Genomic DNA, 21,787 nt, shown 5'->3' with positions numbered 1-21,787 from the left:
TGTTTCTGTTCTTTCCCATCCCGCGTCAAACGCACGATGTGCATTTGACGATGACACGCTTTTGTTAGCCGCTCTAAAGGCCCTGGCGCTTGAGTTAGCAGGTTTGGAAATCCCAGCTTCCCACTATTCCCTTGGAACGGTGCGTGACGAGCGCACCTGTCTTGTCCCCTTGGATGGGAAATGGGCGGTTTTCTATTCGGAGCGCGGTCGCATGGACCAGCTGTGCGAATATGCGGATTTTGACAAAGCTAAGGCTGAGTTGCTCGGGCGTCTTCAATAATGTGACCGCTGCATTCGGCCAATAGCGACCGCTGATTAATGGCCCCGCCTGCGCCCTACATCAATTCACTATTTATGTTTCTTACCGCATTACTGATTTGGGTCGTAGTGGGCTTTGGATGGTTGTTTCCTCGAAAAATGAAGCTTATACAGGTTCACGGTAACCTGACAAATGACCAATTCATTCAGCTTGCAAAACAGGGGGACATGGAGGCTGCTAGGCTAGTAAAGGACACCAAGAGGTTTATTGCCTGCGGTCTTCTATTGATGTTCATGATGTTGTCTGTCCGGTATTGGGCAAATTGAGTGGCAGCATCGGGCCCAAGGCTGTCTTTGTGATTACTCCCAAGCGGACGTTAAAACGCAGTAGCAGCCAGCCTCGTCCAACGGCAAAAAGGCCTGCAACGCAAACGTTGCAGGCCTTTGTTTTTGGAACGTGCCCACACGGGGCACAGGTCCAAATTACTCGTTGCTATCGGTCGAGAACGTGCGCACCGAGCTATAAGCGTTGTGCACGCCAGGCACCGTGCTGGCCACATAGCGGGCCTTGGCTTCTTCTTGTGGGCCTTGGGCCCAGCCGTGCAAGGTGATGCTGCCGTTGTCGGCGGTGACGCTCAAGTCCTTGGCATCGCTGCCCAACTTGCTGCTCAGGGCCGCTTGGACTTGGCCGGCCAGATCGGCGTCGTTACCGGCAGCGTGTGCGGGCAAGAAGGCGCCAGCGGTCAGGGCGAACAGAGCAGAAGCGGCGATGCGGTTAAAAGTGTGTGCCATGGTAAAGATCCTTTGGGGTTGTTACACCAAGTTCGGTGCGGTTGGTTGTCGATGGAGCGATCTTCCCAAGCCGCCGCCAATGGCGTGTTGCCACAGGCGCTCGTCCTATTTCAACTGCAACCCAGGGTGAAACCCTGGCAGCTGAATTACTATCAAGTTGATAGCTGCCTGCGCAGGCATTACCTGCGCAAGAGGCAAATTTCCTTCATATTTCTCGAATACAAAGAGGCCGCAGAAAACGCGGCCAAGCCGTGATTTTTTACATGATGCGCGTACCGGCTGCACCTCCGCACCAAGCCTGCATCGCGGGGAACATGCAGGCTTTTCGGCCCATGGCAGCAGCGCCCATCCGGCGCCAGCCACAGGAGCCAACATTTAGACTGGCACCCATGTACTTGGATTACGAACCCGACGACTTGGACGTCAAAATTTCGGAGTTGCTGGTCGCCACCAGCGACTCGGCGGACCCCGAACTTCCTGCCGCCGTACCGGAAGTTCTGAAATTGCTGCGCACGCGCTTGGGCATGGATGTGGCCTTCGTGTCCCAAATTGCCAACAACCGCCGCACCTTCATGGCGGTGGACCACGCGCCGGACTTCGCGCCTGTGCAGGCTGGCATGTCCGACCCGGTGGAAGAGAGCTGGTGCCAATGGGTGGTCGAAGGCCGCTTGCCAGAGCGTATGGACGATGCTGCCGCTTACGTCGCATCTGGCCAGGCACCCGACCCTGGCATCCCCATCGGAACCCACCTGAGCACACCCGTGCGCCTCTCGGGAGGTGCGGTGTACGGCACCTTGTGCTGCTTCAGCCGCGGCATCCAAGCCGGAGCCGACATAGACCGCCTGCGCTATACGGCCAGCCTGCTCGCAGCCCGGCTGGCACCGGATTCAGTAGCAACTTAGGGCAACGTTTGCCCCATCAGCTTGCAGCGCGAGGCGGGTTTTCAAAGTACGGCAGCAAGGCTGCCGCAGCCTGAATCCTCAGGTGCATTTCTATGCTGGTGTCGCCCATGACATCCAGCAAAAACTGTTTGGGATTCTGCTGTGTTGCAGCATGCGCCAGATCGCTTGCGCCGCCTTTTTCGCTGGTTGCCAACGCCACGTGAGACGTCGTGGTTTTGGCTGCAGCACCCAGCCTGGCCAAGACCTTTTGAAAATCTGCAGCCTTGATACCCACCAGGCGCGACAGGATGTCTACCTGGGCATCAGGACTGGGGCAAATGTCGAGCCAGGGCTCATCGGAAAAAACGGGGGCCAAATCGGGAGCAATGAACGCCGACCATAACCCGGTATCTTTCAAGTGAGCCGGAACCATGTTGGCGTGCTGGTAATGCCCTGGAGCCGAAGCATCCACCGCAGGCCACATGGCAATGCGCCCCAGCGCAACATGGCCCAAGTAACGCAGGCGCAGGAACTCCAGGAAGCGCCTCGCCTCGGGCACCGGCACCGGTTCCACCAGCGAAAACCACAGCTGGTAACCGTCTGTGCCCGAGACGGCGATAGCCGGTGCGGGCAGCTCCAGATCGGCTTGAACGCCTTGCCACAGTACCGATAGAACACCCCAATCCGCTGGACGGGCCAGTTCCAGGACCATCGCCCGCACACCCGCTTCGGGGCTGATCAAGCAAGGGGCTTCGGCACTGGCAACGTCGTCTGCGGGACTACCCAAGAGGTAGAGGCGACGCAATTCGGTTTGCAATCTGTTCATGGCGAGAAATGGACAATCGCTTGCCGCAAAAGTCTGACTTTACTTGATGCCCATCGTGATGATCGGCCTCCAACTCTTTGCCTCGTCCAACGGCAAAAAGGCCCACAACGCAAACGTTGCAGGCCTTTGTTTTTGGAACCTGCCCACACGGGGCACAGGTCCGAATTACTCGTTGCTATCGGTCGAGAACGTGCGCACCGCGCTGTAGGCGTTATGCACGCCAGGCACCGTGCTGGCCACATAGCGGGCCTTGGCTTCTTCTTGCGGGCCTTGGGCCCAACCGTGCAGAGTGATGCTGCCGTTGTCGGCGGTGACGGTCAGGTCCTTGGCATCGCTGCCCAACTTGCTGCTCAGGGCAGCTTGGACTTGGCCGGCCAGATCAGCGTCGTTACCGGCAGCGTGTGCGGGCAAGAAGGCGCCAGCGGTCAGGGCGAACAAGGCAGAAGCGGCGATGCGGTTGAAAATGCGTGTCATGGTGAAGTTCCTTTGGGGTTGTTGCACCATGTTTGGTGCGATGGGGTGATCTTCCCAAGCCCCCGCCAACCCCGTGTTGCGAAACCCCGCAGGCAGATGTCAACTGCAATCTAGGGTGAAACCCTAGGCCGCCATTCGCTATTAACTTGATAGCTACCAGCGAAGGCATTACCTGCGCTAGAGCCACTTTTTACCTAGATTTCACAGACTGCGCATGGCGCACCGCCAAATACGCGAACACCAGGCCCGGGCCCAGCGTGATGCCGGGCGCGGTGTAGACACCGCCCATGATGGACTGCATATCGTTACCCACGGCGTACAGGCCGGGAATGGGCGCCTGGTCTTCGCCCAGCACGCGCGCGTCGGCATCGGTGGCGAAGCCGGTGGCAGCACCGATGTCACCCGGGTACAGGCGCACCGCGTAGTACGGCGCCTGGCGCAGCGGACCCAGGTTGGGATTCTTGCCGCCGGCAACGGGGTCGCCCATATTCTGGGAATAGGCCGTGCTGCCGCGTTGGAAGTCCGGGTCCACACCGGTTTCGGCATAGTGGTTGATCTGTGCCACGCTGGCCTGCAGGCCTTGCGCATCGATGCCCAGTTTGTGCGCCAGCGCATCCAGCGTGTCAGCCTGCGCCAGGTAGCCGTCGGCCAGGAAGGGCTCCAGGCCTTTTCCACCGGGGCGCACCATGCCGATGCCATATTTGCGCAGAGCCACGGCGTCGCAGACCAGGTAGGCCGGCAGATTGCCGAGCTGCTGCAGGGCCAGGCCGAACAGGTGGTACGAGGTGCTCTCGTTGACAAAGCGCTGGCCCGCCTGGTTCACCGCCAGCATGCCGGGCTTGGCGCGGTCCATCATGAAATGCGGGAACACGGCCGTGCTGCCGTCTGCGCGCAGGCGTTTCGATACCGGCGCCCAGAAGGCCGGGCTCAGGCTGCCTTGCCCATAGTGGGCACCCACATGCTGGGCCAGGCCGTGGGCTTCACCAGTGTGGCCGGGCGCAGACGGGCACCAGTCGGCCGGTACGCCGGGCAGCAGGTCGGCGCGCAGCTGGGCGTTGCGGTTGAAGCCACCGCTGGCCAGCACCAGGCCAGCCCCTACGCCCACCGTGCGGTGCTGACCGGCTTGCAGCAGGGTCACGGCCGCAATGCCCTGGGCCTCGCGGTGGATGCGCCGCACCGAGGTGTTCAGCGCCAGCGTGACATTCGCGTGTTGTGACAAGGAATACAGCAACCGCCCGACCAGGGCATTGCCCATCACCAGCCGCGTGCCGCGCGGGTGGCGCAGCCGGTCCAGCGCGTGGCGGGCCAGCAGCTTGGCTGCGTGTTTGAAAGACCGCCAGGAGCTGCCCAGCGCCAGCAGGTGGTTGATGTCAGTACGGTCCACCATCATGCCGCCGAGCACGGTGAACTCGGGGATGGGCGGGCGTACCAACGTGAACAGATCGCCCAGCAGGCGGCCGTCAAACGGCAGCGGCTCCAGCGCGCGGCCATTCAGGGTAGCGCCACCCAGGTCGGAGATGTAGTCGGGGTGCTTGGGGTAGGCGCGGTAGTGCACCTCGGATTGCGTTTCCAGCAGCTCCACAGCCTGCGCGCCATGGTCCAGAAAGGCCTGGCGTAATGCCGCTGGGCTGCGGTTGCCGATGGCGTTGTCGAGGTAACGCTTGGCGTCTGCCAAGGTGTCCTGCGGGTTGACGGTGGCCGCATGTCGGGTGCCCGGAATCCAGGTGGTGCCGCCCGACCAGGCCGTGGTGCCGCCCACGTACTCTGTGCGTTCAACCAGCAAAACCTTCTGCCCGGCAATGGCCGCAAACAAAGCCGCCGCCATGCCCGCGCCGCCGGCACCCACGACCACCAGGTCGAAGGCAGAGGATTCGGGCAAAGCCGCCAGGGATGGCAGAAGCTGCATGCTATTGCTCCAAGAGGAAGTCGACCATCAGGTCGCGCACGCGGCCGAACATGTGGGCGCCGGTCATGGTCTGGCAGCCCTGGGCGCGGGCGGCGGCGATCAAGGGGGTGATGGCCGGCGCGGTGATCACGCAGCCGACGAACATGCTGGCTTGCAGCTTGTCGGTATCCACCGGAATCGGGTCGCTGGCCTGCATGCCCACCGGGCTGGCGTTGAGCACGATATCAAAGCCCGTGGGGTCGGCCGAGCCGTGCGTGACCGGGCATTTGCCCAGGCCCGCCAGCCGGTCCACCAGGGTGCTGCGGCGGGCCGCGTCCGGGTCGAAGATGGCCAAGCTGCTCACGCCCGCTACCACCAGGGCATGGGCAATGGCCGAGCCCGCACCACCGGCACCGACCAGCAGCGCTTTCTTGCCGGCGGGCTGGCAGCCGTTGTCTTGCATGGCAGACACAAAGCCCAGGCCATCGAACATATCGCCATGCCAGCTGCCGTCGGGGTTGCGGCGCATGGTGTTCACGGTGTGCAGGAAGGCGGCGCGCTCCGAGGTGGTAGCGCACAGCCCATAGCAGGCGAACTTGTGCGGCACGGTGACGATGACGCCGTCGACGTTCTGCGCCAGCGACACGCCATCCAGCCAAGCAGCCAACTGGGCCGGCGCCACATGGGCCGGCATCACATAGGCGTTGTGGCCCCGGTCGTGGAAGGCCTGGCTGACGCCGGCGGGTGACTTCACCTGCGCGATCGGATCGCCCACGATGAAATGCACACGGGTGGCGCCACTCAAAGGTTCTGACATGCTGGAGTTCTCCATTGTTCTGGTCGGTGCCGCGATCATAAATAAAAGTGGAATTCTATTCAACTATTGAATTAAGTTCTGATTTTGTTAAGATCGCACCCTATTGAACCGACGGAGCAAGCCGCATGAATGGCGTACTGGAAAGAACCCTTGGCATCCTGGAACTGCTGTCCCAGCACGGCGGCGGGCTGGAGCTAGCTGCCATTGCCGACCAGCTTGACATCCCCCGCAGCGCCGTACACCGCCTGCTGGCCGACCTGGTGCGCTGTGGCTATGTGCGGCAAACGCGCGACCACGGCGACTACCTGCTGACCACCAAGCTGGTGTCCATGGGCCTGAGCTTTCTCAGCCATACCGGCATCGTCGATATTGCCCAGCCGTTGCTTGACCGCCTGGCCGAAATCTCTGGCGAACTGGTGCGCCTGGCCGTGGTCGACGGCAACCGCCTGACCTGGGTGGCCCGCGCCCAGGGCGCGCGCCAGGGCCTGCGCTACGACCCCGACATGGGCAGCGATGCGCGCATCTCCTGTTCGTCCTCGGGCCTGGCCTGGCTGTCCACCATGGACGACGACGCGGCACTGGCCCTGGTGGCCCAGCAGGGCGTCGGCCCCGTGGAAGAATTCGGCCCCAATGCGCCGAAGACGCTGCAAGAGGTGATGGCCCAAGTACACGCCACACGCGAACGCGGCTACAGCCTGACGCTAGAAACCTACACCCCTGGCCTGAACGCCATGGCCGCACCCGTGCGCCTGAACGGCCAGCCCGCGCTAGGCACCATCAGCATTGCCGGCCCGTCTGCCCGCTTCACGCTGGAACGCATGCAGGCCCTGGGCGCAGACCTGGTGTCGCTGGCCGCGCAGTTGGCCGCAGCCAGCGGCGCATCGCCCTTCTTCAACCAGCCGCGCGCCACCGCCGCTGCTAGCCTGAAGAAAATTTACGCAGCCTGATCCATGGCCGCCACTGAAACCTGCGATCTTTTGGTGATCGGCTCCGGCGCTGGCGGCTTGTCCGCCGCCGTCACCGCCGCCCATCTGGGCTTGAAGGTCTTGGTGGTGGAGAAAGAGGCCCAGTACGGCGGCACCACCGCCTGGTCGGGTGGCTGGATGTGGATTCCGCGCAACCCGCTGGCGCTTGACGCCGGCATCGTTGAGGACATCGCCCAACCCACGGCGTATCTGCGGCAGGAGCTGGGTGCGCAGTTCGACGCGGCGCGGGTCCAAGCCTTTTTGCTACAAGGGCCGCGCATGGTGGAGTTCTTCCGCAGCCAAACCGCACTGCAGTTCATCGACGGCAACAGCGTGCCCGACTTCCACGGCCGCAACCCGCATGCAGCCAAGGGCGGCCGCTCTATCTGCGCCGCACCCTTTGATGGCCGGCGCCTGGGCGCACACATCCAGCAGCTGAAGCCGCCGCTGCACGAGACCACGCTGTGGGGCATGGGCATTGCGTCCGGTGCAGAGTTGCGGCATTTCTTCAACGCCATGCGCAAACCCGCATCGCTCTGGTATGTGAGCAAGCGGGTACTGCACCACTTCACCGACCTGCTGCGCTACCGGCGCGGCATGCGCCTGGTTAACGGCAATGCGCTGGTCGCCGGGTTGGCCGCATCGGCCTTTGCCAAGGGCGTGGAGATTCGCACCAGCAGCCCGGCGCAGCGCCTGCTGTTCGAACATGGCTGCGTGCTCGGCGCGGTGGTCAACGGCACGGAAATCCGCACGCGCCGCGGCGTGGTGCTGGCCTGCGGCGGCTTTCCATTTGATGCGGCACGCAAGCAGGAACTGCTGGGCCACGCACATTGGTCGGCCGCCTCGCGCGGCAACACCGGCGACGGCCTGCGCCTGGGCGAGTCGGCCGGCGGTCAGGTCGCCCGTGACGCAGTACAGGCCGCAGCGCTGGCGCCGGTATCGCTGGTGCCGCAAAAAGACGGCAGCTTCGCCCACTTCCCACACCTGATCGAACGCGCCAAGCCCGGCCTGATCGCAGTCACGGCGAACGGCCAACGCTTCACCAACGAAGCAGATTCCTACTACGACTTTGTGCGCGGCATGCTGGCCGCAACACCCAGCGGTGCACCGGTGCAGGCCTGGCTGGTCTGCGACCACGCTTTCATCCGCCACTACGGGCTGGGCGCAGTCAAACCCGCCCCCATACCCATGGGCGCCATGCTGCGCAACGGCTACCTGCAACGCGGCAACACATTGGCTGATCTGGCCCTGGCCTGCGGCATAGACGCGGCGAACTTGCAAGCCACAGTACAGCGCTACAACCAGCAAGCACTGGAAGGCCGTGACGCCGACTTCGCCAAAGGCGAGACCCCCTACAACCGCGTGCAGGGCGATGCCGGTGCCGGCCTGGCCAACCCCTGCATGGCGCCACTGGCGCAAGGCCCGTTCTACGCGGTGAAGATCGTCCCCGGCAGCCTGGGCACCTTCGCCGGCCTGCGCACCAACGCCAGCGCCCAGGTGCTGGATGCGCGCGGCTATCCCATTCCCGGCCTGTACGCCGGTGGTAACGACATGCACAGCGTGATGTGCGGCACCTACCCCAGCGGCGGCATCACCCTGGGGCCAGCGATGACGTTTGGCTACATCGCGGCCCACCATGCAGCCGGCGTGGATTTATAAAAAATCGGCCTCCAGCGCAATCAATACCTGCGCAATCAGCTCTCAATTTAATAGCAAAAGGAATCTCCATGTACTACGAACTCGCCACCATGACCCTGCCGTTCGGCGCTGCCGGGCAGGCCGCCACCCACGTGCAGACCTACACCAGCGCGCCCGAGGCGGGCGGTGAACTGCTGGGCTGCTGGTTCACCGACATCGGCCAGCTGAACCAGATGATCGTGCTGCGCGGCTTTGCCGACCTGGGCGCGCTGCAGGCAGAGCGCGAGCGCACACAAAAAAGCGCCGACCCGTTCGGTTGCGGCAGCATCTTCCAAAGCCTGGAGCAGCACAGCTACCAGGGCTTTCCGTGGATGAAGCCGGTGCGGCCGTCGGCAGAATCGGGCATCACCGGCCCGGTGTACGAGATCCGCACCTACGGCATCAAGACCGGCGGCGTGCAGGCCACGATTGATTTGTGGGAACGGTACGTGCCACCGCGCGAAGCGCTGTCCCCCTGCGTCGTGGCGATGGTCGCGCTGGACGGCCCGCTGCGCTTCACCAACATCTGGTCCTACCCCACGCTGGACGCGCGCAGCAAGGCCCGCGCCGACGCGGTGGCCCAAGGCATCTGGCCACCCAAGGGCGGGCCAGCGCACCTGACGACCAACATGTTCTCCACCATCGCGATGCCCACCGCGGTATCGCCGCTGAAGTAAAGCGAGGAGGTTGAGCATGCGCACCTACTCCCTGGCCTATCTCACCGCCTCTGGCCTCACGCCGCCTCAGATGCTGACCGCTGCAGCGCTGCTGGGCTACCGCCATGTCGGCATGCGGCTGCAGCCCAATATGCCCGGCGCGCCGCACCAGGTCTTGCTGGGCGATGCCGCCATGCTGCGCGAAACCCTGGCGGTGCAGCGCGACACCGGCGTGGGCGTGTTCGACATTGAAATCATCCGCCTCGGCGCGGACTTTGACCCGCAGGCACACCGCCCGCTATTGGAGGCTGGCGCCGCCCTGCAGGCCAAGGCCGTGCTGGTCGCCGGCGACGACCTGGACCTGCCGCGGCTGGCCGACAGCTACGCCCGGCTCTGCGCCTTCATGCAGCCTTATGGCATGACAGCCGACCTGGAATTCATGCCCTGGACCGCCGTGCCCGACGCCCAGGCCGCGCTGCGCACGGTGCGCGCCGCGGGCAGCCCGGCGAATGCCGGCATCCTGGTCGACGCACTGCATTTCGCCCGCTCCAGCACCACGCTGGAGGACCTGCGCGCCCTGCCACGCGCGCTGCTGCACTACGCACAAATCTGCGACGCGCCCGCCGGCAAAGACTTCACGGTAGAGCAGATGATCCACACCGCACGCTGCGAGCGCCTGCTGCCGGGCGAAGGAGGCATCGACCTGGCCGGTTTGTTCGGCGCGCTGCCAACAGACCTGCCCATCAGCGTCGAGGTGCCGCACCAGCTGCGGGTCGCGCAGCTTGGCGATGTGGAGTGGTCGCGCCTGGCGCTGGAGGCGTCGCGCAAACTGCTGGAATAGGCAGCAGCGGATGGTTTGACCCAGGTCAACACAAGCGCCATCGCCAAGCAGATACTGGACCTCCACTCTGGAGGCTGCGTATGAAGCTGACATTTATCGGGGCCGCGCAAGAAGTCACCGGCTCCTGCTATCTGGTAGAGGCGGAGGTGGAAACCGGCACGCTGCGGTTTCTGGTGGACTGCGGCATGTTCCAGGGCGGGCGCGAAGCCCGGGCGCGCAATCTGCAGGCCTGGACCTTTGACCCGCGGCAGATCGACTTTGTGCTGCTGACCCACGCCCACATCGACCACAGCGGGCTGCTGCCCCGGCTGTCCGCGCTGGGCTTTCGCGGTCCGATCTACGCCACCACGGCCACCGTGGACCTGCTGTCCGTCATGCTGCTCGACAGCGCCTTCATCCAGGAAACCGACTGGGCCCGCGCCCAGCGCAAAAACCACCGCCAGCGCAGGCTGGCGGCCACGCCCGCACCGCTGTACACCGTAGCCCAGGCCCAGGCCTGCCTGGAGCAGCTGAACGGCGTTGCCTACGACGAAGACGTGCAGCCGCATGCCGCCCTGCGCTGCCGCTTTCGCGATGCGGGCCACATCCTAGGCTCGGCCATTCTGGAGCTGTGGCTGACCGAAGGCGCCAAGACCACCAAGCTAGTGTTCTCTGGCGACCTGGGGCAACCCGGGAGGCCCATCGTGCGCGACCCGACCATCATCGACAGCGCCGATGTGCTGCTGGTCGAATCCACCTACGGCGACCGCCTGCACCGGCAGATGAAGGACACCGTGGACGAACTGGTCCAAGTGGTGGAAGACACGCTGCGCCGGCGCAAGGGCAACATCATCATCCCCGCCTTTGCCCTGGGCCGCACGCAAGAGGTGCTGTGGCTGCTGGCCGACCTGTGCCGGCAAGGCCGGCTGCCCAAGCTGAAGGTGTTCGTCGACTCCCCCATGGCCACCAAAGCCACCGAGATCACCTGGCGCCACAAAGACGTACTGGACGACGAAACCCGCGCATTCCTGGTGCCCAAAGACAGCCTGCCCCGTTGGATCGACCTGCACTTCACGCAAACCGTGGAGGAGTCGATCGCCCTGAACGACATCAAGGCCGGCGCCATCATCCTGTCGGCCAGCGGCATGTGCGATGCGGGCCGTATCAAGCACCACCTGAGCCACAACCTGGGGCGTTCGGAATGCGCCATCGTCATCATCGGCTTCCAGGCCGAAGGCACGCTGGGCCGCAAGCTGGTGGATGGCGCCAAACGCGTGCGCATCTTCGGCGAAGAGCATGTGGTGCGGGCGCAGATCCACACCATCGGCGGGCTCTCGGCCCATGCGGACCAGGCGGCTTTGCTGGGTTGGCTCAAGGGCTTTGCGCGCCCTCCTCAGCGGACCTTCGTGGTCCACGGAGAAGCGCAGACCGCACGCGGGTTTGCCGACCAGATATCCAAAACACTGGGCTGGAACGTGGAGGCCCCGGCGCCCGGCACGCAAGCAGATCTGTGACCGCCTGAACCCGGCACTGGCTGCACCCAAGGTCAAGGGGCAAGGCAACCCCATGCAGCCCTGGCATGCATCAGCTATGGCTGATTGGACTGGCTTTCAGGCGCTCGCCAGCGCTGCAATGTCAGCCGCCGTCAAGGCGCCCTGGTACACCCGGAAATCGTCTACCTTGGCCTTCAGATAAGGGTCGGCCGCGTACTGCGAACGGCCAATCCAGCCGTCCATGCCAGTACCCAGGTGGTAGGGTGCAAGCTTCATATCCGTATTGCTGCCAACGACCGCGCCGTTCAAATACAGCGTGCCCACACCCGCCGACAGGGTGACGGCTACATGGATCCATCTCCCTACGGGAAACGCGGTATTGCCGTCGATCACCTGCGCGTTGTAGCCGTGGATGGTGTCTATGCAGAAGCGCGGCACGCCTGCCCCATTCCGAACGGTTAGAAACATGCAACGTCGCGGGCCCGAGCCGAAATCGAAAATGCGCGCCCAGGTCGCCGCAGAGTCCAGATACACCCAGGTGGCCATCGTGAAGTCGCTCAAGGTGTCCACGATCCCGGCGGGCAAGGCGACATAGTCGTCCACACCGTCCAGCGCACAGGCACTACCTTCATGGCCCGCGACCCATGCCGCTCCATTGGTCAAGGTTGCCGCCGGCCATTGCGCCGTGCTGTCGGCTGCGGCTGTACCGCTGGCCTCATTGAACTTCAGCTGCAGCGACAGCACCGGGGAGAGAGATACGCTCACAGCATTCGATACCGCGCTCTCGCCGCTGGCCGACACGGCTGTCACCACGTACCAGGATGTGCCCGCCGGCAAGGTGTCGGTCCAGGTCAGCAGGTCGGTGATACCCGAAGCCACGGTCGCATAACTGCCGCCAGCGGAACTGGCACGCTTGACGTTGTACGACGTAGCGTCTGGCGTACCCCACCAGGACAGCACCGCTTGAGTGCCTTGCTGGCGCACGGTCAAGCCCTGCGGAGCGGCACCTGTGAGCGGGTCGCGTGCAAACGTCAGCGTGCCAAAGCCGAGCTGATCCCCGTTGCCACCATCGGTTTCAGGCCGCAGCTGTAGTGCCTCTTGCCCCACGTACTTGGCGGCGATACCACGGCGGCCCTGGTAGTGGTGCAAGGGCATTTCCCACACCGGGCGCAGACTGCCTTGTGCAGCGGTGGACAGGCCCGTGAACACACCCTGCTTATCAGCATAGGTCAACCAAGGCACGGTGTTGAACACGCCATTGGCATCCTGCAAGTTGGACTTCGCCACGTATTCGGCGCCCGCCAAATAGCGGTTGTTGTCATAGCCGTAGATGTCGTCGCCCTGGTTCCATGCCATCTCACAGAATGCGCCGGCCAAGCCGATGCCCAGCGTGCAGTGCCCCTGGTCGCGCCCGCTCTCCTGCCATTGGCCCAGGTAGCCGGGATGCACGTGGTACACCGCCTGCAAGCCGGCGCCATTGCCCGCCCCCGACCGGTAATAGGCCATGGCCTCGTTGTAAATGTCTTCACGGTCGCACAGCACGCCCACGCTGAGCACGCAAGCCATTGCACACTGGTCCCAGTTGGCCCAGTAGTTGGTGATCACCGCGCCGTTGTGACTGGCCAGGAATTCACTGCTGAGCGGGTAGAACACCGTCAACATCATGTTCTGGAACCGGGCAAAGTCTGCCGCTGCCCAACCGCTGTAGGTGCGCATGATCTCGGCCGCGTTGGCAAACTGGTAGCCGTAAATGCCTGCCGCGAGATAGCGGTCGGCATTGCCCTGGATGGATGTCAACGTGGACGACCACGCGTTCAGGAACACCACAGCAAGATCGGCGAACCGTGTGTCGCCCGACACCTTCCAGCGCAAGGCCAGTTGGTAGGCACGGTCAATATCGATGTACATCTGCGCGGAATTATTGGTCGTGCCGCGGTACACCGTGGCCAGGGCGCGTGGCGTGGCACCCAACTGGCTGCGGCCATTCGCCGTGAGCGCATTCCAACCCGCAAGCCAGGGCTGAGCCTGGGCCGCGACCTTGTCCCGCATGCGCGTGAAGTCCGCTTCGGTATGCAGCAAACCCGGGTGTGCAAAGACTCTTGCGGTGGCGGTTGTGTTGTCCACCGGTGTTGTGTCCGCATCACTGCGAGCGAGCAGCGTGGCGGAGCCGCCCGTTGTACTTGCGGAGCTTGCCGCAGCAGAGTCGCCCGCCCCATTGGCGGAGCTGCCGCACCCGGCCAGCCCGAACACCGCCATGCCGACAGCTGAAGAAATCACGGTTCGCCGCTTGAGTTGGATGGCGGGGGCTTGGGTTCTCGGCATATCGACTCCTATGTATATGGGCGGTAGGTGGAAAAAACATCCAGACTGGCATCCACCCTGCGAGGGGCCTGTCTGTCTCTTCAGCAAACTTGCTTTTGTACTTGAACTGCAAACACAAATTTACATTTGCACACATCCTACATGAGCCAATATGAGCCTCATCCATTCTTTACACAAGAAAATCGGGGGGCCCCATGGCGCCTCCCGGCCAATCCATGGCGCCACCCTGCCAAATACACCAACGCTGCGGCGTATAGTTGCCGGCTAACCCTATGAAGCATCTCCTTAATTTATTGGCGGCCATTGCGCTGCTTGTGTGGGGCACCCACCTGGTACGGACCGGTGTGCTGCGTGTATTCGGCGCCAACCTGCGGCAAATCCTGGCCAACAGCATGGGCAACCGCTTCACCGCCGCCCTCTCTGGCATAGGCGTGACGGCACTGGTGCAGTCCAGCACGGCGACTTCGCTGATGACATCCTCCTTCGTCGGCCAGGGCCTGATCACCCTGCCCGCCGCGCTGGCCGTGATGCGCGGGGCCGACATCGGCACCAGCCTGATGTCGGTGCTGTTTTCCTTCGACCTGTCGTGGCTGTCGCCGCTGTTCATCTTTGTCGGCGTGGTGCTGTTCCTGTCCAGCAAGGACGGCACGCCCGGGCGCATCGGCCGGGTGCTGATCGGCCTGGGCCTGATGCTGCTGGCCCTGCGCCTGGTGGTGGACGCCACCGAGCCGCTGCTGGCCTCACCCGCCATACGCGGGCTGCTGAGCGCCGTCAGCAGCGACGTGGTGCTGGAGATCTTCCTCGGCATGCTGCTGGCCATACTGGCCTACTCCAGCCTGGCGGTGGTGCTGCTGATTGCGGCGTTGGCCGCCTCGCATGTGATACACCTGGACGTGGCGCTGGGCCTGGTGCTGGGTGCCAACCTGGGCAGTGGCGCGCTGGCGGTGCTGACCACGGCCAAGTCGGCCATCGAGGTGCGCCAGGTCACCGTGGGCAACCTGGTGTTCAAGATCATGGGCGTGGTGCTGGTGGCGCCGTTCATCGGCCTGTGGCTGCGCCATGTGCAGCCCTCCATGCCCGACACCACGCAGGGTGTGGTGCTGTTCCACCTGGCCTTCAACGTGGCCATGAGCCTGGCCTTTATTTTCCTGACCCAGCTGGTGGCCAAGGCCATGGAAAAGCTGCTTCCCAAACCCCTGCCCTCCGCATCCCAGATGCGGCCACGACATCTGGACCCGTCCGCCCTGTCCACGCCCTCGCTGGCCATCTCCTGTGCCGCGCGCGAGGCCCTGCACCAGGCCGATGTGGTGGAAACCATGCTGCGCGGCGTGATGGAAGTGATCAGCCACGACGACGAGGCCCTGGCCAAGGAGCTGTGCAAGCTGGACGACACGGTGGACGAGCTGTACTCAGCCATCAAGTACTACCTGACCAAGATATCGCGTGAAGCCCTGGCCGAAGCCGAGAGCCGACGCTGGACCGACATCATCAGCTTCACCATCAATATGGAGCAGATCGGCGACATCATCGAACGCGTGCTGATCGACGTACAGGACAAAAAGATCCGCCCCCGGCGCAACTTCTCAGAAGCCGGCCTGCAGGAAATCGGCGAGCTGCACGCCCGCCTGCTGGACAACCTGCGCCTGTCCATGAGCGTGTTCCTGAACGGCAATGTGCACGACGCCAAAAAGCTGCTGGAGGAAAAAGCCCGCTTCCGCGACCTGGAGCACGCCTACTCGCGGTCCCACCTGGTGCGGCTGACGGACAACACCCTGTCCAGCATCGAAACCAGCTCGCTGCATATCGACCTGATCAGCGAGCTCAAGCGCATCAACTCGCACATCTGCTCCATCGCCTACCCCATCCTCGAATCCGCTGGCGCCCTGGCCCCCAACCGCCTGCGCAACTCCCGGCTGGCCGAGCTGGAATAGCCGGCGGGCGTTAGCACTGCATCTCGGACAGGGATGCAGGCTTGCTCTCAAATGAATAGCGGCTTGCGCAGATTCTTTCTGCGGTAGCAGACAATTTGGCTTGGGATCTCCGTTCACCCTAGGCCAACTAGAGCCACCACTCCCCCCAAGATCAACCACTCACCCAAGACCAAAATAACATGAGCAACTTACCCCCCTGCCCCCAATGTGGCTCCGCCTTCACCTACGAAGACGGCATTCTGTTCATGTGCCCAGAATGCGCGCACGAATGGCCGCAGAAGGCCGCTGAAGACAGCGCCGAGAAAGAACGCATCGTCCGCGACGCCCATGGCAACGTGCTGGCCGATGGCGATGCCGTCACCCTGGTCAAAGACCTGAAGGTCAAAGGCTCGTCCCTCGTCATCAAAGTAGGCACCAAGGTCAAAAGCATCCGCATCATCGAAGGCGACCACGACATTGACTGCAAGATTGACGGCGTGGGTGCGATGCAATTGAAGTCGGAGTTTGTTAAGAAGGCATGAGGTACGGCGGGTTTTCGGTGCTATCAGGCTTACCCCAACCCGTTCGCCCTGAGCCTGTCGAAGGGCTGTCAGCGCCGCCTACTTCGACAGGCTCAAGACGCACGAAAGTAGCCTTTGAGGTAGGCTGCACATCAGATAGAAATACGGAACCGCCACATATATTCCTCAAACACGATCAGCCATCAAAGATCGAGCACCCTGCAATTCCACCTTTCGAGCAAAGGATGCAGCCACATCAGTGGCTGCACAGTTATGCCGGGCTATAGTGGCCCAACGCTTTTAGCTGCTGCCTTTACTGAAATGGCTTGACCTCTATCGCGTGTAAAAAAACTCTGGGAAACCAGGCCTATATGACGCTTTAAATGACTACAAGTGGCCATGGTAGGGCGACACATTTGTGTCTCGTTATATTGAATTGGGCATCAAAAAAGGGGGGGATACGAATGAAGAGAGAAGTCGAACGCGAGATTCGAGTTACCGCGTTTTCCTTAGAACGAGGGGATCTTGAATTGATTTGGAAGAGATTAATGGCCCTCTTCGACCCTACCCAACCAATTCGAAAGAAGATCGCCATCCAAATTCCATCGGAAAAATTAACTTTCGAATCGATAGAAGAATTGCTTGATTATTCCTCCCTCCGCGGAATCGTCACGAAATTCTCCATCGAAATGAGACAGGGGCAGCGAGAGGTAACTCTTTCTTCGGGGAGCATGTTTAGCAATACGCCTACCCTCAAGGTCGAGGGAGAGTCGGACATATGGTGTGCCGGAGCATTAGAGGCTGTTAACCAGGTTGTATCGCAACGCCGCGTGTGGTATTACTGGATGATGAATATTCCGTACACGCTTATATTCATCCTTATGTTAATACTCCCCTGGCTAAAGATTGGCCCTTTTTCGAACTTCCCCAATATCGCGCCTCCTTTAATGTTCTCATGGATTATTGCGATGGTCTTTTTTGGGTATTTCTCTCAATATAGAAATCAGGTTCTTCCAGCAGCTTCAATCGTATTTTCTAAAGATCTTGGTTTTTTTCGCAGGTATGCCGGTGAGCTTGGCTTGTTTTTGGGAGTTCTAGCAATACTGATGTCCTTATATATGTGGATGGTGCCCTATGGCACCTAAATCATCACTCCTAGGGACAACACCCTCCGCAGCTACCGAATTGAGTCGTTGAGGCTTTAGAAAAGGCGGTAGCCGGCACTTTCCACTGAGCAAAGCCGCCCACGAGCTACCCCCCCGTCACCGGCGGAAAAAACGCCACCTCCGCCCCCTCTACCAGCACAGCCTGCCCATCCACCATCACCTGGTTCAGCGCTGCACGCACAGCGCGACCAGGGGCTAGGCTGCTGGCGTAGGCACCGCCGCGTGCCACCAGCTCATCTCGCAGAGCCTGCACGGTAGGCGCGCTGGTGTCGACCACTTCACGCCCCTGGCCCAGAGCCTCGCGGATGGAGGCGAAGTACAGCACGGTCACTTTCATGCCTGCAACTCTGCCAAAGAAATGAAACGCACCATGTCGCCATGGGCAATGGTCTGGCCGGCCGAGTTGTCCACCACGCCGTCGCCCCAGGCGGCGGAGGTCAGCACGCCAGAGCTTTGGTTGGCGAACAGGTCCAGGCCGCCGGCCGCGTTGCGCCGCACGCGCAAAAATTCGCGGCGTTGGTCGGCGCGGGGCCAGTTGAAATGCGCGGGCAGTGCCATGGCCTGCGGCACCAGCTGGGTCGCACCCTGCAGCCGCAGCAGGAAGGGGCGCACCAACACCAGGAAAGTAATGTAGCTGGACACCGGGTTGCCCGGCAGACCGATGAAGTGGGCGCCGCCCACCCGGCCACAGGCAAACGGCTTACCGGGCTTGATGGCGATCTGCCACAGATTCAGCTGGCCCAGGGCCTGCACAGCGGGTTTGACATGGTCTTCCTCACCCACCGACACGCCGCCGCTGGTCAGTATCAGGTCGTGCGCCTGGCTGGCATCGCGCAGCGCTTGCTCGGTAGCGGCGCGCTGGTCGGGCACGATGCCGTAGTCGGTCACCACGCAGCCCAGACGCTGCAGCAGGGCACGCAGAAAGAAGCGATTCGAGTTGTAGATGGCGCCGGGCCGCATAGCCTGTGGCGCCACTTCGCCGGGCATGACCAGTTCGTCACCGGTGGAAAACAGCGCCACCCTTGGGCGCCGCGCCACCGGCAGCTGGTCCATGCCAATACTGGCCGCCAGCGCAGTAGATGCGGGCGTGAGGCGCTCACCTTTCGATAGCACCACGGCGCCCTTGGCCACGTCTTCGCCAGCCCGACGCAGCCACTGGCCGGGCTGGGGTGGGCGCAGCACGCGGATGCTTTGGTCGGGCAGGACTTCGCAGTCTTCCTGCATCACCACCGCGTCGGCACCAAAGGGAATCGGTGCTCCGGTAAAGATGCGCGCCGCCGTACCTGCCTGCAGGGCCAGCGCCGGGCTGCCGGCGGCTACGCGTTGGGAAACCGGCAAGCTGGCCGTGCCCGCCAGGTCCGCACAGCGCAGGGCGTAGCCGTCCATGGCGCTGTTGTCGTGCGCGGGCACTTGCAGCGCCGACACCAGGTCTTGCGCCAGCACGCGGCTGTCGGCATCAAAGGTGGACACCTGCTCCACCCCGGCCAGGGGCTGCGCCTGGGCCAGCAGCTGGGCCAGGGCGTCGTCCAGCGGCATCAAAGGAGCGCGGGGTCGGGTCATGTCGGGGCCTTGTAGACAAACAGAGGGGCGTGCTGCAGCAGCCAGGCGACTACAGCATCGGGGTCGTTCAGGTCCAGCACCGGGTGCGGGCTGGGCTCGGGCAATGCGTCGGCGGCCACGTCGGTGGCAATGGCCACGATGTGCGGATCCGCCGGGTACTGCACCGGCTGCTGCGCGGCGGCGCGCCAGACTTCGATCTTGGGCAGGTCGCTGGACTTGAAGCCCTCGACCAGCACCCAGTCCACGCTGGGGCTGAGTTCGGCGATCAGCGCATGCACCGACAGCTCTTCGGGTTGTTCGAACTCGCGCACCAGGGCCAGGCGCCGGTCGGAGGCCACCACCACCTCGAAGGCGCCGGCCTGGCGGTGCCGCCAGCTGTCCTTGCCCGGATGGTCGATGTCGAATTTGTGGTGCGCATGCTTGGCCACGGACACCCGCAGGCCCTGCTGCTTGAGGCGGGGAATCAGCTGCTCCACCAGGGTGGTTTTACCCGACCCGGAAAAGCCCGCGAAGACGACGGCCTTCACGTTGTGGCGCGACGCAGAGGCCAGAAACACCGTGGAACCGGCTTTGCCGGGCCACTGGTGTTGCCCCCTGCAAGGGGGTTGGAGGCCACGCGCAGCGGGCAAGCCTGGGGGTGTCCCATGTTAGCTACAAGTCTTCTCGATCAGCGCCTTCACCAGCGTCACATCGGCGGGCAGGTTCAGCACGCGCTTGGGCAGGGCTTCGATGCCTTCGAACTGCGCGGGACGCTCGGGTTCACGGCCCAGGGCTTCGACGATGGTGGCGGCGAACTTGATGGGCAGCGCCGTCTCCAGCACGATCATCGGTGTGCCGATTTGTAAGTGCTCCAGCGCCACCTTCAGGCCGTCGGCCGTGTGCGTGTCGATGACCATGCCATGGCGGTCTGCCGTGTCGCGGATGGTGGCCAGGCGGTCAGCATGCGTGCTCTTGCCGCTGACGAAACCGTAACGCGCAGCCGCGTCCTTGAAGGCCGGGTCGGCGCTCAAATCGAAGCTGCCGGTGGCCGACAGCTGGGTGCTGAACAAGTCCTTGGTGCGCGCGCCATCGCGGCCCACCAGGTCGAACACGAAGCGCTCGAAGTTGGAGGCCTTGGAGATATCCATCGACGGGCTGGAGGTCTCGTGCGTATCGGCGCTGCCGCGCACGCGGTAGACGCCGGTACGGAAGAACTCGTCGAGCACATCGTTTTCGTTGGTGGCCACCACCAGCTGCGCCACCGGCAGACCCATCATGCGCGCCACATGGCCGGCGCAGACGTTGCCGAAGTTGCCCGAGGGCACGGTGAAGCTGACCTTCTGGTCGTTGGTCTCGGTCGCCTGGATGTAGCCGGCAAAGTAGTACACCACCTGGGCCAGCAAGCGTGCCCAGTTGATGCTGTTGACGGTGCCGATCTTGTACTTGCGCTTGAAGTCCAGGTCGTTGGACACGGCTTTGACGATGTCCTGGCAGTCGTCGAACACGCCTTCCACAGCGATGTTGATGATGTTCGCGTCCTGCAGGCTGAACATCTGCGCCTGCTGGAACGGGCTCATGCGGCCGGCCGGCGAGGTCATAAAGACGCGCACGCCCTTCTTGCCGCGCATCGCGTATTCGGCCGCGCTGCCGGTGTCGCCGCTGGTGGCACCCAGGATGTTCAGCTCTTCGCCGCGCCGGGCCAGTTCGTACTCGAACAAATTGCCCAGCAGCTGCATCGCCATGTCCTTGAAGGCCAGGGTCGGGCCATTCGACAGGGCTTCCAGGTAGACGCCGTTTTCCACATGGCGCAGGGGCACGATCTCGCCAGTGCCGAACACCTGGGCGGTATAGGTCTTGCGGCACAGGGCGCGCAGGTCGTCAGCCGGAATGTCGTCGATGTACAGCGACAAAATCTCGAACGCCAACTCGGCATAGCCTTGCTCGTGGTAGACCTTGCGCCAGCGCGTCAACGTGGCGTCATCCACCTGCGGGTAGTGCACCGGCAGGTACAGACCACCATCAGGCGCCAGGCCTTCAAGCAGGATTTCACAGAACTTGCGCGGTGTGGCGTCGCCACGGGTGGAAAGGTAGTGCATGGTGTTGTATGTCGTTGGGCGAGGCGGGGCCGGATGGAATACGCTGCAGGCGACGTGCGAGAGCTAGCGTAAAGGGGAAATTGTCGCCGAAATCAGGCGCTGGGGTCCGGGAGGTGCATGTCCAGTTGCTGCAATGCCAGTCGCAAATTGCGTTCCGCAGTTTCCAAGCTGCGGTCGCTCGATAAAACTCTTTGCAGGCGCTGGACAATGGCCAAGGCTTCTTGGTAGGCGCTGCGCGCCTGCTCCATCTGGCCCAGCTCCCACGCCACATTGCCCACATTACTCAAAGACACGCTCAGGTCGCGCAGGCTTTGCGGCGCACCTCCTGTGCGCTGCAACAGCTGACGGCTAATGTCCAGGCTCTCCTGGTAAGCGCTGCGCGCCTGCTCCAGCTGGCCCAGCTCCCGCGCCACATCGCCCACCTTGTCCAAAGACACGCTCAGGTCGCGCAGGCTTTGCGGCACACCTCCTATGCGCTGCAGCAGCTGACGGCTAATGTCCAGGCCCTCTTGGTAGGCGCTGTGCGCCTGCTCCAGCTGGCCCTGCTCCCGCGCCACATTGCCCACATTACTCAAAGACACGCTCAGGTCGCGCAGGCTTTGCGGCGTATCTCCTGTGCGCGGCAACAGCTGGCGGCGGATGTCCAAGCCCTCTTGGTAGGCGCTGCGCGCCTGCTCCAGCTGGCCCAG

At 63.1% G+C, this 21,787-nt stretch carries 22 protein-coding genes; 11 read left to right on the top strand and 11 right to left on the bottom strand.

Going from position 1 to position 21,787, the window contains the following annotated elements; all coding sequences use genetic code 11:
- Positions 1–280, top strand: a 280-nt coding sequence (locus tag AC07O2_RS09480) for a hypothetical protein (RefSeq protein WP_495075477.1), incomplete at its 5' end; no start/stop codon positions are given.
- A 461-nt stretch (positions 281–741) separates the two neighbouring features.
- On the opposite strand, the gene AC07O2_RS09475 is transcribed toward AC07O2_RS09480, so the two are convergent.
- The gene (locus AC07O2_RS09475; RefSeq protein ID WP_495075476.1) at positions 742–1,050 is read right to left on the bottom strand and encodes a BON domain-containing protein; all 309 of its coding nucleotides are present in this window, start codon (positions 1,048–1,050) and stop codon (positions 742–744) included.
- Positions 1,051–1,101: 51 nt separating this feature from the next.
- Between AC07O2_RS09475 and AC07O2_RS09470 the strand changes: the two genes are divergently transcribed.
- Both AC07O2_RS09470 and AC07O2_RS09465 read left to right on the top strand, forming a co-directional pair.
- The gene (locus AC07O2_RS09470; protein ID WP_495075475.1) at positions 1,102–1,305 is read left to right on the top strand and encodes a hypothetical protein; all 204 of its coding nucleotides are present in this window, start codon (positions 1,102–1,104) and stop codon (positions 1,303–1,305) included.
- A gap of 134 nt (positions 1,306–1,439) precedes the next feature.
- Entirely contained in the window at positions 1,440–1,952 is a 513-nt protein-coding gene (locus tag AC07O2_RS09465; protein WP_495075474.1) for a GAF domain-containing protein, read from the top strand.
- A 16-nt stretch (positions 1,953–1,968) separates the two neighbouring features.
- Here the strand turns inward: AC07O2_RS09465 and AC07O2_RS09460 are convergent, their stop codons facing one another.
- The 4 genes from AC07O2_RS09460 to AC07O2_RS09445 all read right to left on the bottom strand — a co-directional run bounded on the left by AC07O2_RS09460 (position 1,969) and on the right by AC07O2_RS09445 (position 5,933).
- A complete protein-coding gene (locus AC07O2_RS09460) occupies positions 1,969–2,757 on the bottom strand; it encodes a hypothetical protein (protein ID WP_495075473.1) in 789 nt (262 codons plus the stop codon).
- 165 nt (positions 2,758–2,922) lie between these two features.
- Positions 2,923–3,231: a BON domain-containing protein gene (locus tag AC07O2_RS09455; RefSeq protein WP_495075472.1), complete on the bottom strand. Its 309-nt coding sequence runs from the start codon at positions 3,229–3,231 to the stop codon at positions 2,923–2,925.
- A 190-nt stretch (positions 3,232–3,421) separates the two neighbouring features.
- On the bottom strand, positions 3,422–5,137 hold the full coding sequence (locus AC07O2_RS09450; RefSeq protein ID WP_495075471.1) for an FAD-dependent oxidoreductase: 1,716 nt from the start codon (positions 5,135–5,137) through the stop codon (positions 3,422–3,424).
- A gap of 1 nt (position 5,138) precedes the next feature.
- Positions 5,139–5,933 carry a shikimate dehydrogenase family protein gene (locus tag AC07O2_RS09445; RefSeq protein WP_495075470.1) on the bottom strand — a complete coding sequence of 265 codons (795 nt, stop codon included), beginning with the start codon at positions 5,931–5,933 and terminating at the stop codon, positions 5,139–5,141.
- 125 nt (positions 5,934–6,058) lie between these two features.
- Between AC07O2_RS09445 and AC07O2_RS09440 the strand changes: the two genes are divergently transcribed.
- The 5 genes from AC07O2_RS09440 (at position 6,059) to AC07O2_RS09420 (ending at position 11,565) form a co-directional block, all read left to right on the top strand.
- Positions 6,059–6,880: an IclR family transcriptional regulator gene (locus tag AC07O2_RS09440; protein WP_495075469.1), complete on the top strand. Its 822-nt coding sequence runs from the start codon at positions 6,059–6,061 to the stop codon at positions 6,878–6,880.
- 3 nt (positions 6,881–6,883) lie between these two features.
- A complete protein-coding gene (locus AC07O2_RS09435) occupies positions 6,884–8,557 on the top strand; it encodes an FAD-dependent oxidoreductase (RefSeq protein WP_495075468.1) in 1,674 nt (557 codons plus the stop codon).
- Positions 8,558–8,625: 68 nt separating this feature from the next.
- Positions 8,626–9,252 carry an NIPSNAP family protein gene (locus AC07O2_RS09430; protein ID WP_495075467.1) on the top strand — a complete coding sequence of 209 codons (627 nt, stop codon included), beginning with the start codon at positions 8,626–8,628 and terminating at the stop codon, positions 9,250–9,252.
- Between the two features lie 16 nt (positions 9,253–9,268).
- Positions 9,269–10,072 (top strand): sugar phosphate isomerase/epimerase family protein, encoded by an 804-nt coding sequence (locus tag AC07O2_RS09425; RefSeq protein WP_495075466.1) that lies wholly within the window; start codon positions 9,269–9,271, stop codon positions 10,070–10,072.
- Between the two features lie 80 nt (positions 10,073–10,152).
- Positions 10,153–11,565 (top strand): MBL fold metallo-hydrolase RNA specificity domain-containing protein, encoded by a 1,413-nt coding sequence (locus AC07O2_RS09420; RefSeq protein ID WP_495075465.1) that lies wholly within the window; start codon positions 10,153–10,155, stop codon positions 11,563–11,565.
- Positions 11,566–11,661: 96 nt separating this feature from the next.
- Here AC07O2_RS09420 and AC07O2_RS09415 read toward each other — a convergent pair whose 3' ends face one another.
- Complete coding sequence (locus AC07O2_RS09415) at positions 11,662–13,866, bottom strand: LamG-like jellyroll fold domain-containing protein (RefSeq protein ID WP_495075464.1); 2,205 nt, start codon at positions 13,864–13,866, stop codon at positions 11,662–11,664.
- 272 nt (positions 13,867–14,138) lie between these two features.
- On the opposite strand from AC07O2_RS09415, the gene AC07O2_RS09410 reads away from it, so the two are divergent.
- The 3 genes from AC07O2_RS09410 to AC07O2_RS09400 all read left to right on the top strand — a co-directional run bounded on the left by AC07O2_RS09410 (position 14,139) and on the right by AC07O2_RS09400 (position 17,442).
- Positions 14,139–15,797, top strand: coding sequence for a Na/Pi cotransporter family protein (locus AC07O2_RS09410; protein WP_495075463.1), 1,659 nt, complete (start codon positions 14,139–14,141; stop codon positions 15,795–15,797).
- Positions 15,798–15,976: 179 nt separating this feature from the next.
- Positions 15,977–16,318, top strand: a complete 342-nt coding sequence (locus tag AC07O2_RS09405) for a zinc ribbon domain-containing protein YjdM (RefSeq protein ID WP_495075462.1) — start codon at positions 15,977–15,979, stop codon at positions 16,316–16,318.
- Positions 16,319–16,845: 527 nt separating this feature from the next.
- Positions 16,846–17,442, top strand: a complete 597-nt coding sequence (locus AC07O2_RS09400) for a hypothetical protein (protein WP_495075461.1) — start codon at positions 16,846–16,848, stop codon at positions 17,440–17,442.
- A 106-nt stretch (positions 17,443–17,548) separates the two neighbouring features.
- On the opposite strand, the gene moaD is transcribed toward AC07O2_RS09400, so the two are convergent.
- The 5 genes from moaD to AC07O2_RS09375 all read right to left on the bottom strand — a co-directional run.
- Entirely contained in the window at positions 17,549–17,800 is a 252-nt protein-coding gene (gene moaD, locus AC07O2_RS09395) for a molybdopterin converting factor subunit 1 (RefSeq protein ID WP_495075460.1), read from the bottom strand.
- A complete protein-coding gene (locus AC07O2_RS09390; protein ID WP_495075459.1) occupies positions 17,797–19,023 on the bottom strand; it encodes a molybdopterin molybdotransferase MoeA in 1,227 nt (408 codons plus the stop codon). Before AC07O2_RS09390 ends, moaD begins: the two co-directional genes overlap by 4 nt.
- Complete coding sequence (gene mobB / locus AC07O2_RS09385; RefSeq protein WP_495075491.1) at positions 19,020–19,550, bottom strand: molybdopterin-guanine dinucleotide biosynthesis protein B; 531 nt, start codon at positions 19,548–19,550, stop codon at positions 19,020–19,022. Before mobB ends, AC07O2_RS09390 begins: the two co-directional genes overlap by 4 nt.
- A gap of 120 nt (positions 19,551–19,670) precedes the next feature.
- On the bottom strand, positions 19,671–21,098 hold the full coding sequence (gene thrC, locus AC07O2_RS09380; RefSeq protein WP_495075458.1) for a threonine synthase: 1,428 nt from the start codon (positions 21,096–21,098) through the stop codon (positions 19,671–19,673).
- Positions 21,099–21,190: 92 nt separating this feature from the next.
- Positions 21,191–21,787: tetratricopeptide repeat protein (locus AC07O2_RS09375; RefSeq protein WP_495075457.1), on the bottom strand; the 597-nt coding region annotated here is incomplete at its 5' end.

The organism is Rhodoferax sp. GW821-FHT10B06 (assembly GCF_059415605.1).
This window is presented reverse-complemented; position numbering and strand designations above follow the sequence as displayed.

Coding starts and splice junctions, on each gene's coding strand:
- AC07O2_RS09475 (WP_495075476.1), bottom strand. CDS start 1,050: ATGGCACACACTTTTAACCGCATCGCCGCTTCTGCTCTGTTCGCCCTG.
- AC07O2_RS09470 (WP_495075475.1), top strand. CDS start 1,102: ATGGAGCGATCTTCCCAAGCCGCCGCCAATGGCGTGTTGCCACAGGCG.
- AC07O2_RS09465 (WP_495075474.1), top strand. CDS start 1,440: ATGTACTTGGATTACGAACCCGACGACTTGGACGTCAAAATTTCGGAG.
- AC07O2_RS09460 (WP_495075473.1), bottom strand. CDS start 2,757: ATGAACAGATTGCAAACCGAATTGCGTCGCCTCTACCTCTTGGGTAGT.
- AC07O2_RS09455 (WP_495075472.1), bottom strand. CDS start 3,231: ATGACACGCATTTTCAACCGCATCGCCGCTTCTGCCTTGTTCGCCCTG.
- AC07O2_RS09450 (WP_495075471.1), bottom strand. CDS start 5,137: ATGCAGCTTCTGCCATCCCTGGCGGCTTTGCCCGAATCCTCTGCCTTC.
- AC07O2_RS09445 (WP_495075470.1), bottom strand. CDS start 5,933: ATGTCAGAACCTTTGAGTGGCGCCACCCGTGTGCATTTCATCGTGGGC.
- AC07O2_RS09440 (WP_495075469.1), top strand. CDS start 6,059: ATGAATGGCGTACTGGAAAGAACCCTTGGCATCCTGGAACTGCTGTCC.
- AC07O2_RS09435 (WP_495075468.1), top strand. CDS start 6,884: ATGGCCGCCACTGAAACCTGCGATCTTTTGGTGATCGGCTCCGGCGCT.
- AC07O2_RS09430 (WP_495075467.1), top strand. CDS start 8,626: ATGTACTACGAACTCGCCACCATGACCCTGCCGTTCGGCGCTGCCGGG.
- AC07O2_RS09425 (WP_495075466.1), top strand. CDS start 9,269: ATGCGCACCTACTCCCTGGCCTATCTCACCGCCTCTGGCCTCACGCCG.
- AC07O2_RS09420 (WP_495075465.1), top strand. CDS start 10,153: ATGAAGCTGACATTTATCGGGGCCGCGCAAGAAGTCACCGGCTCCTGC.
- AC07O2_RS09415 (WP_495075464.1), bottom strand. CDS start 13,866: ATGCCGAGAACCCAAGCCCCCGCCATCCAACTCAAGCGGCGAACCGTG.
- AC07O2_RS09410 (WP_495075463.1), top strand. CDS start 14,139: ATGAAGCATCTCCTTAATTTATTGGCGGCCATTGCGCTGCTTGTGTGG.
- AC07O2_RS09405 (WP_495075462.1), top strand. CDS start 15,977: ATGAGCAACTTACCCCCCTGCCCCCAATGTGGCTCCGCCTTCACCTAC.
- AC07O2_RS09400 (WP_495075461.1), top strand. CDS start 16,846: ATGGCCCTCTTCGACCCTACCCAACCAATTCGAAAGAAGATCGCCATC.
- moaD (WP_495075460.1), bottom strand. CDS start 17,800: ATGAAAGTGACCGTGCTGTACTTCGCCTCCATCCGCGAGGCTCTGGGC.
- AC07O2_RS09390 (WP_495075459.1), bottom strand. CDS start 19,023: ATGACCCGACCCCGCGCTCCTTTGATGCCGCTGGACGACGCCCTGGCC.
- thrC (WP_495075458.1), bottom strand. CDS start 21,098: ATGCACTACCTTTCCACCCGTGGCGACGCCACACCGCGCAAGTTCTGT.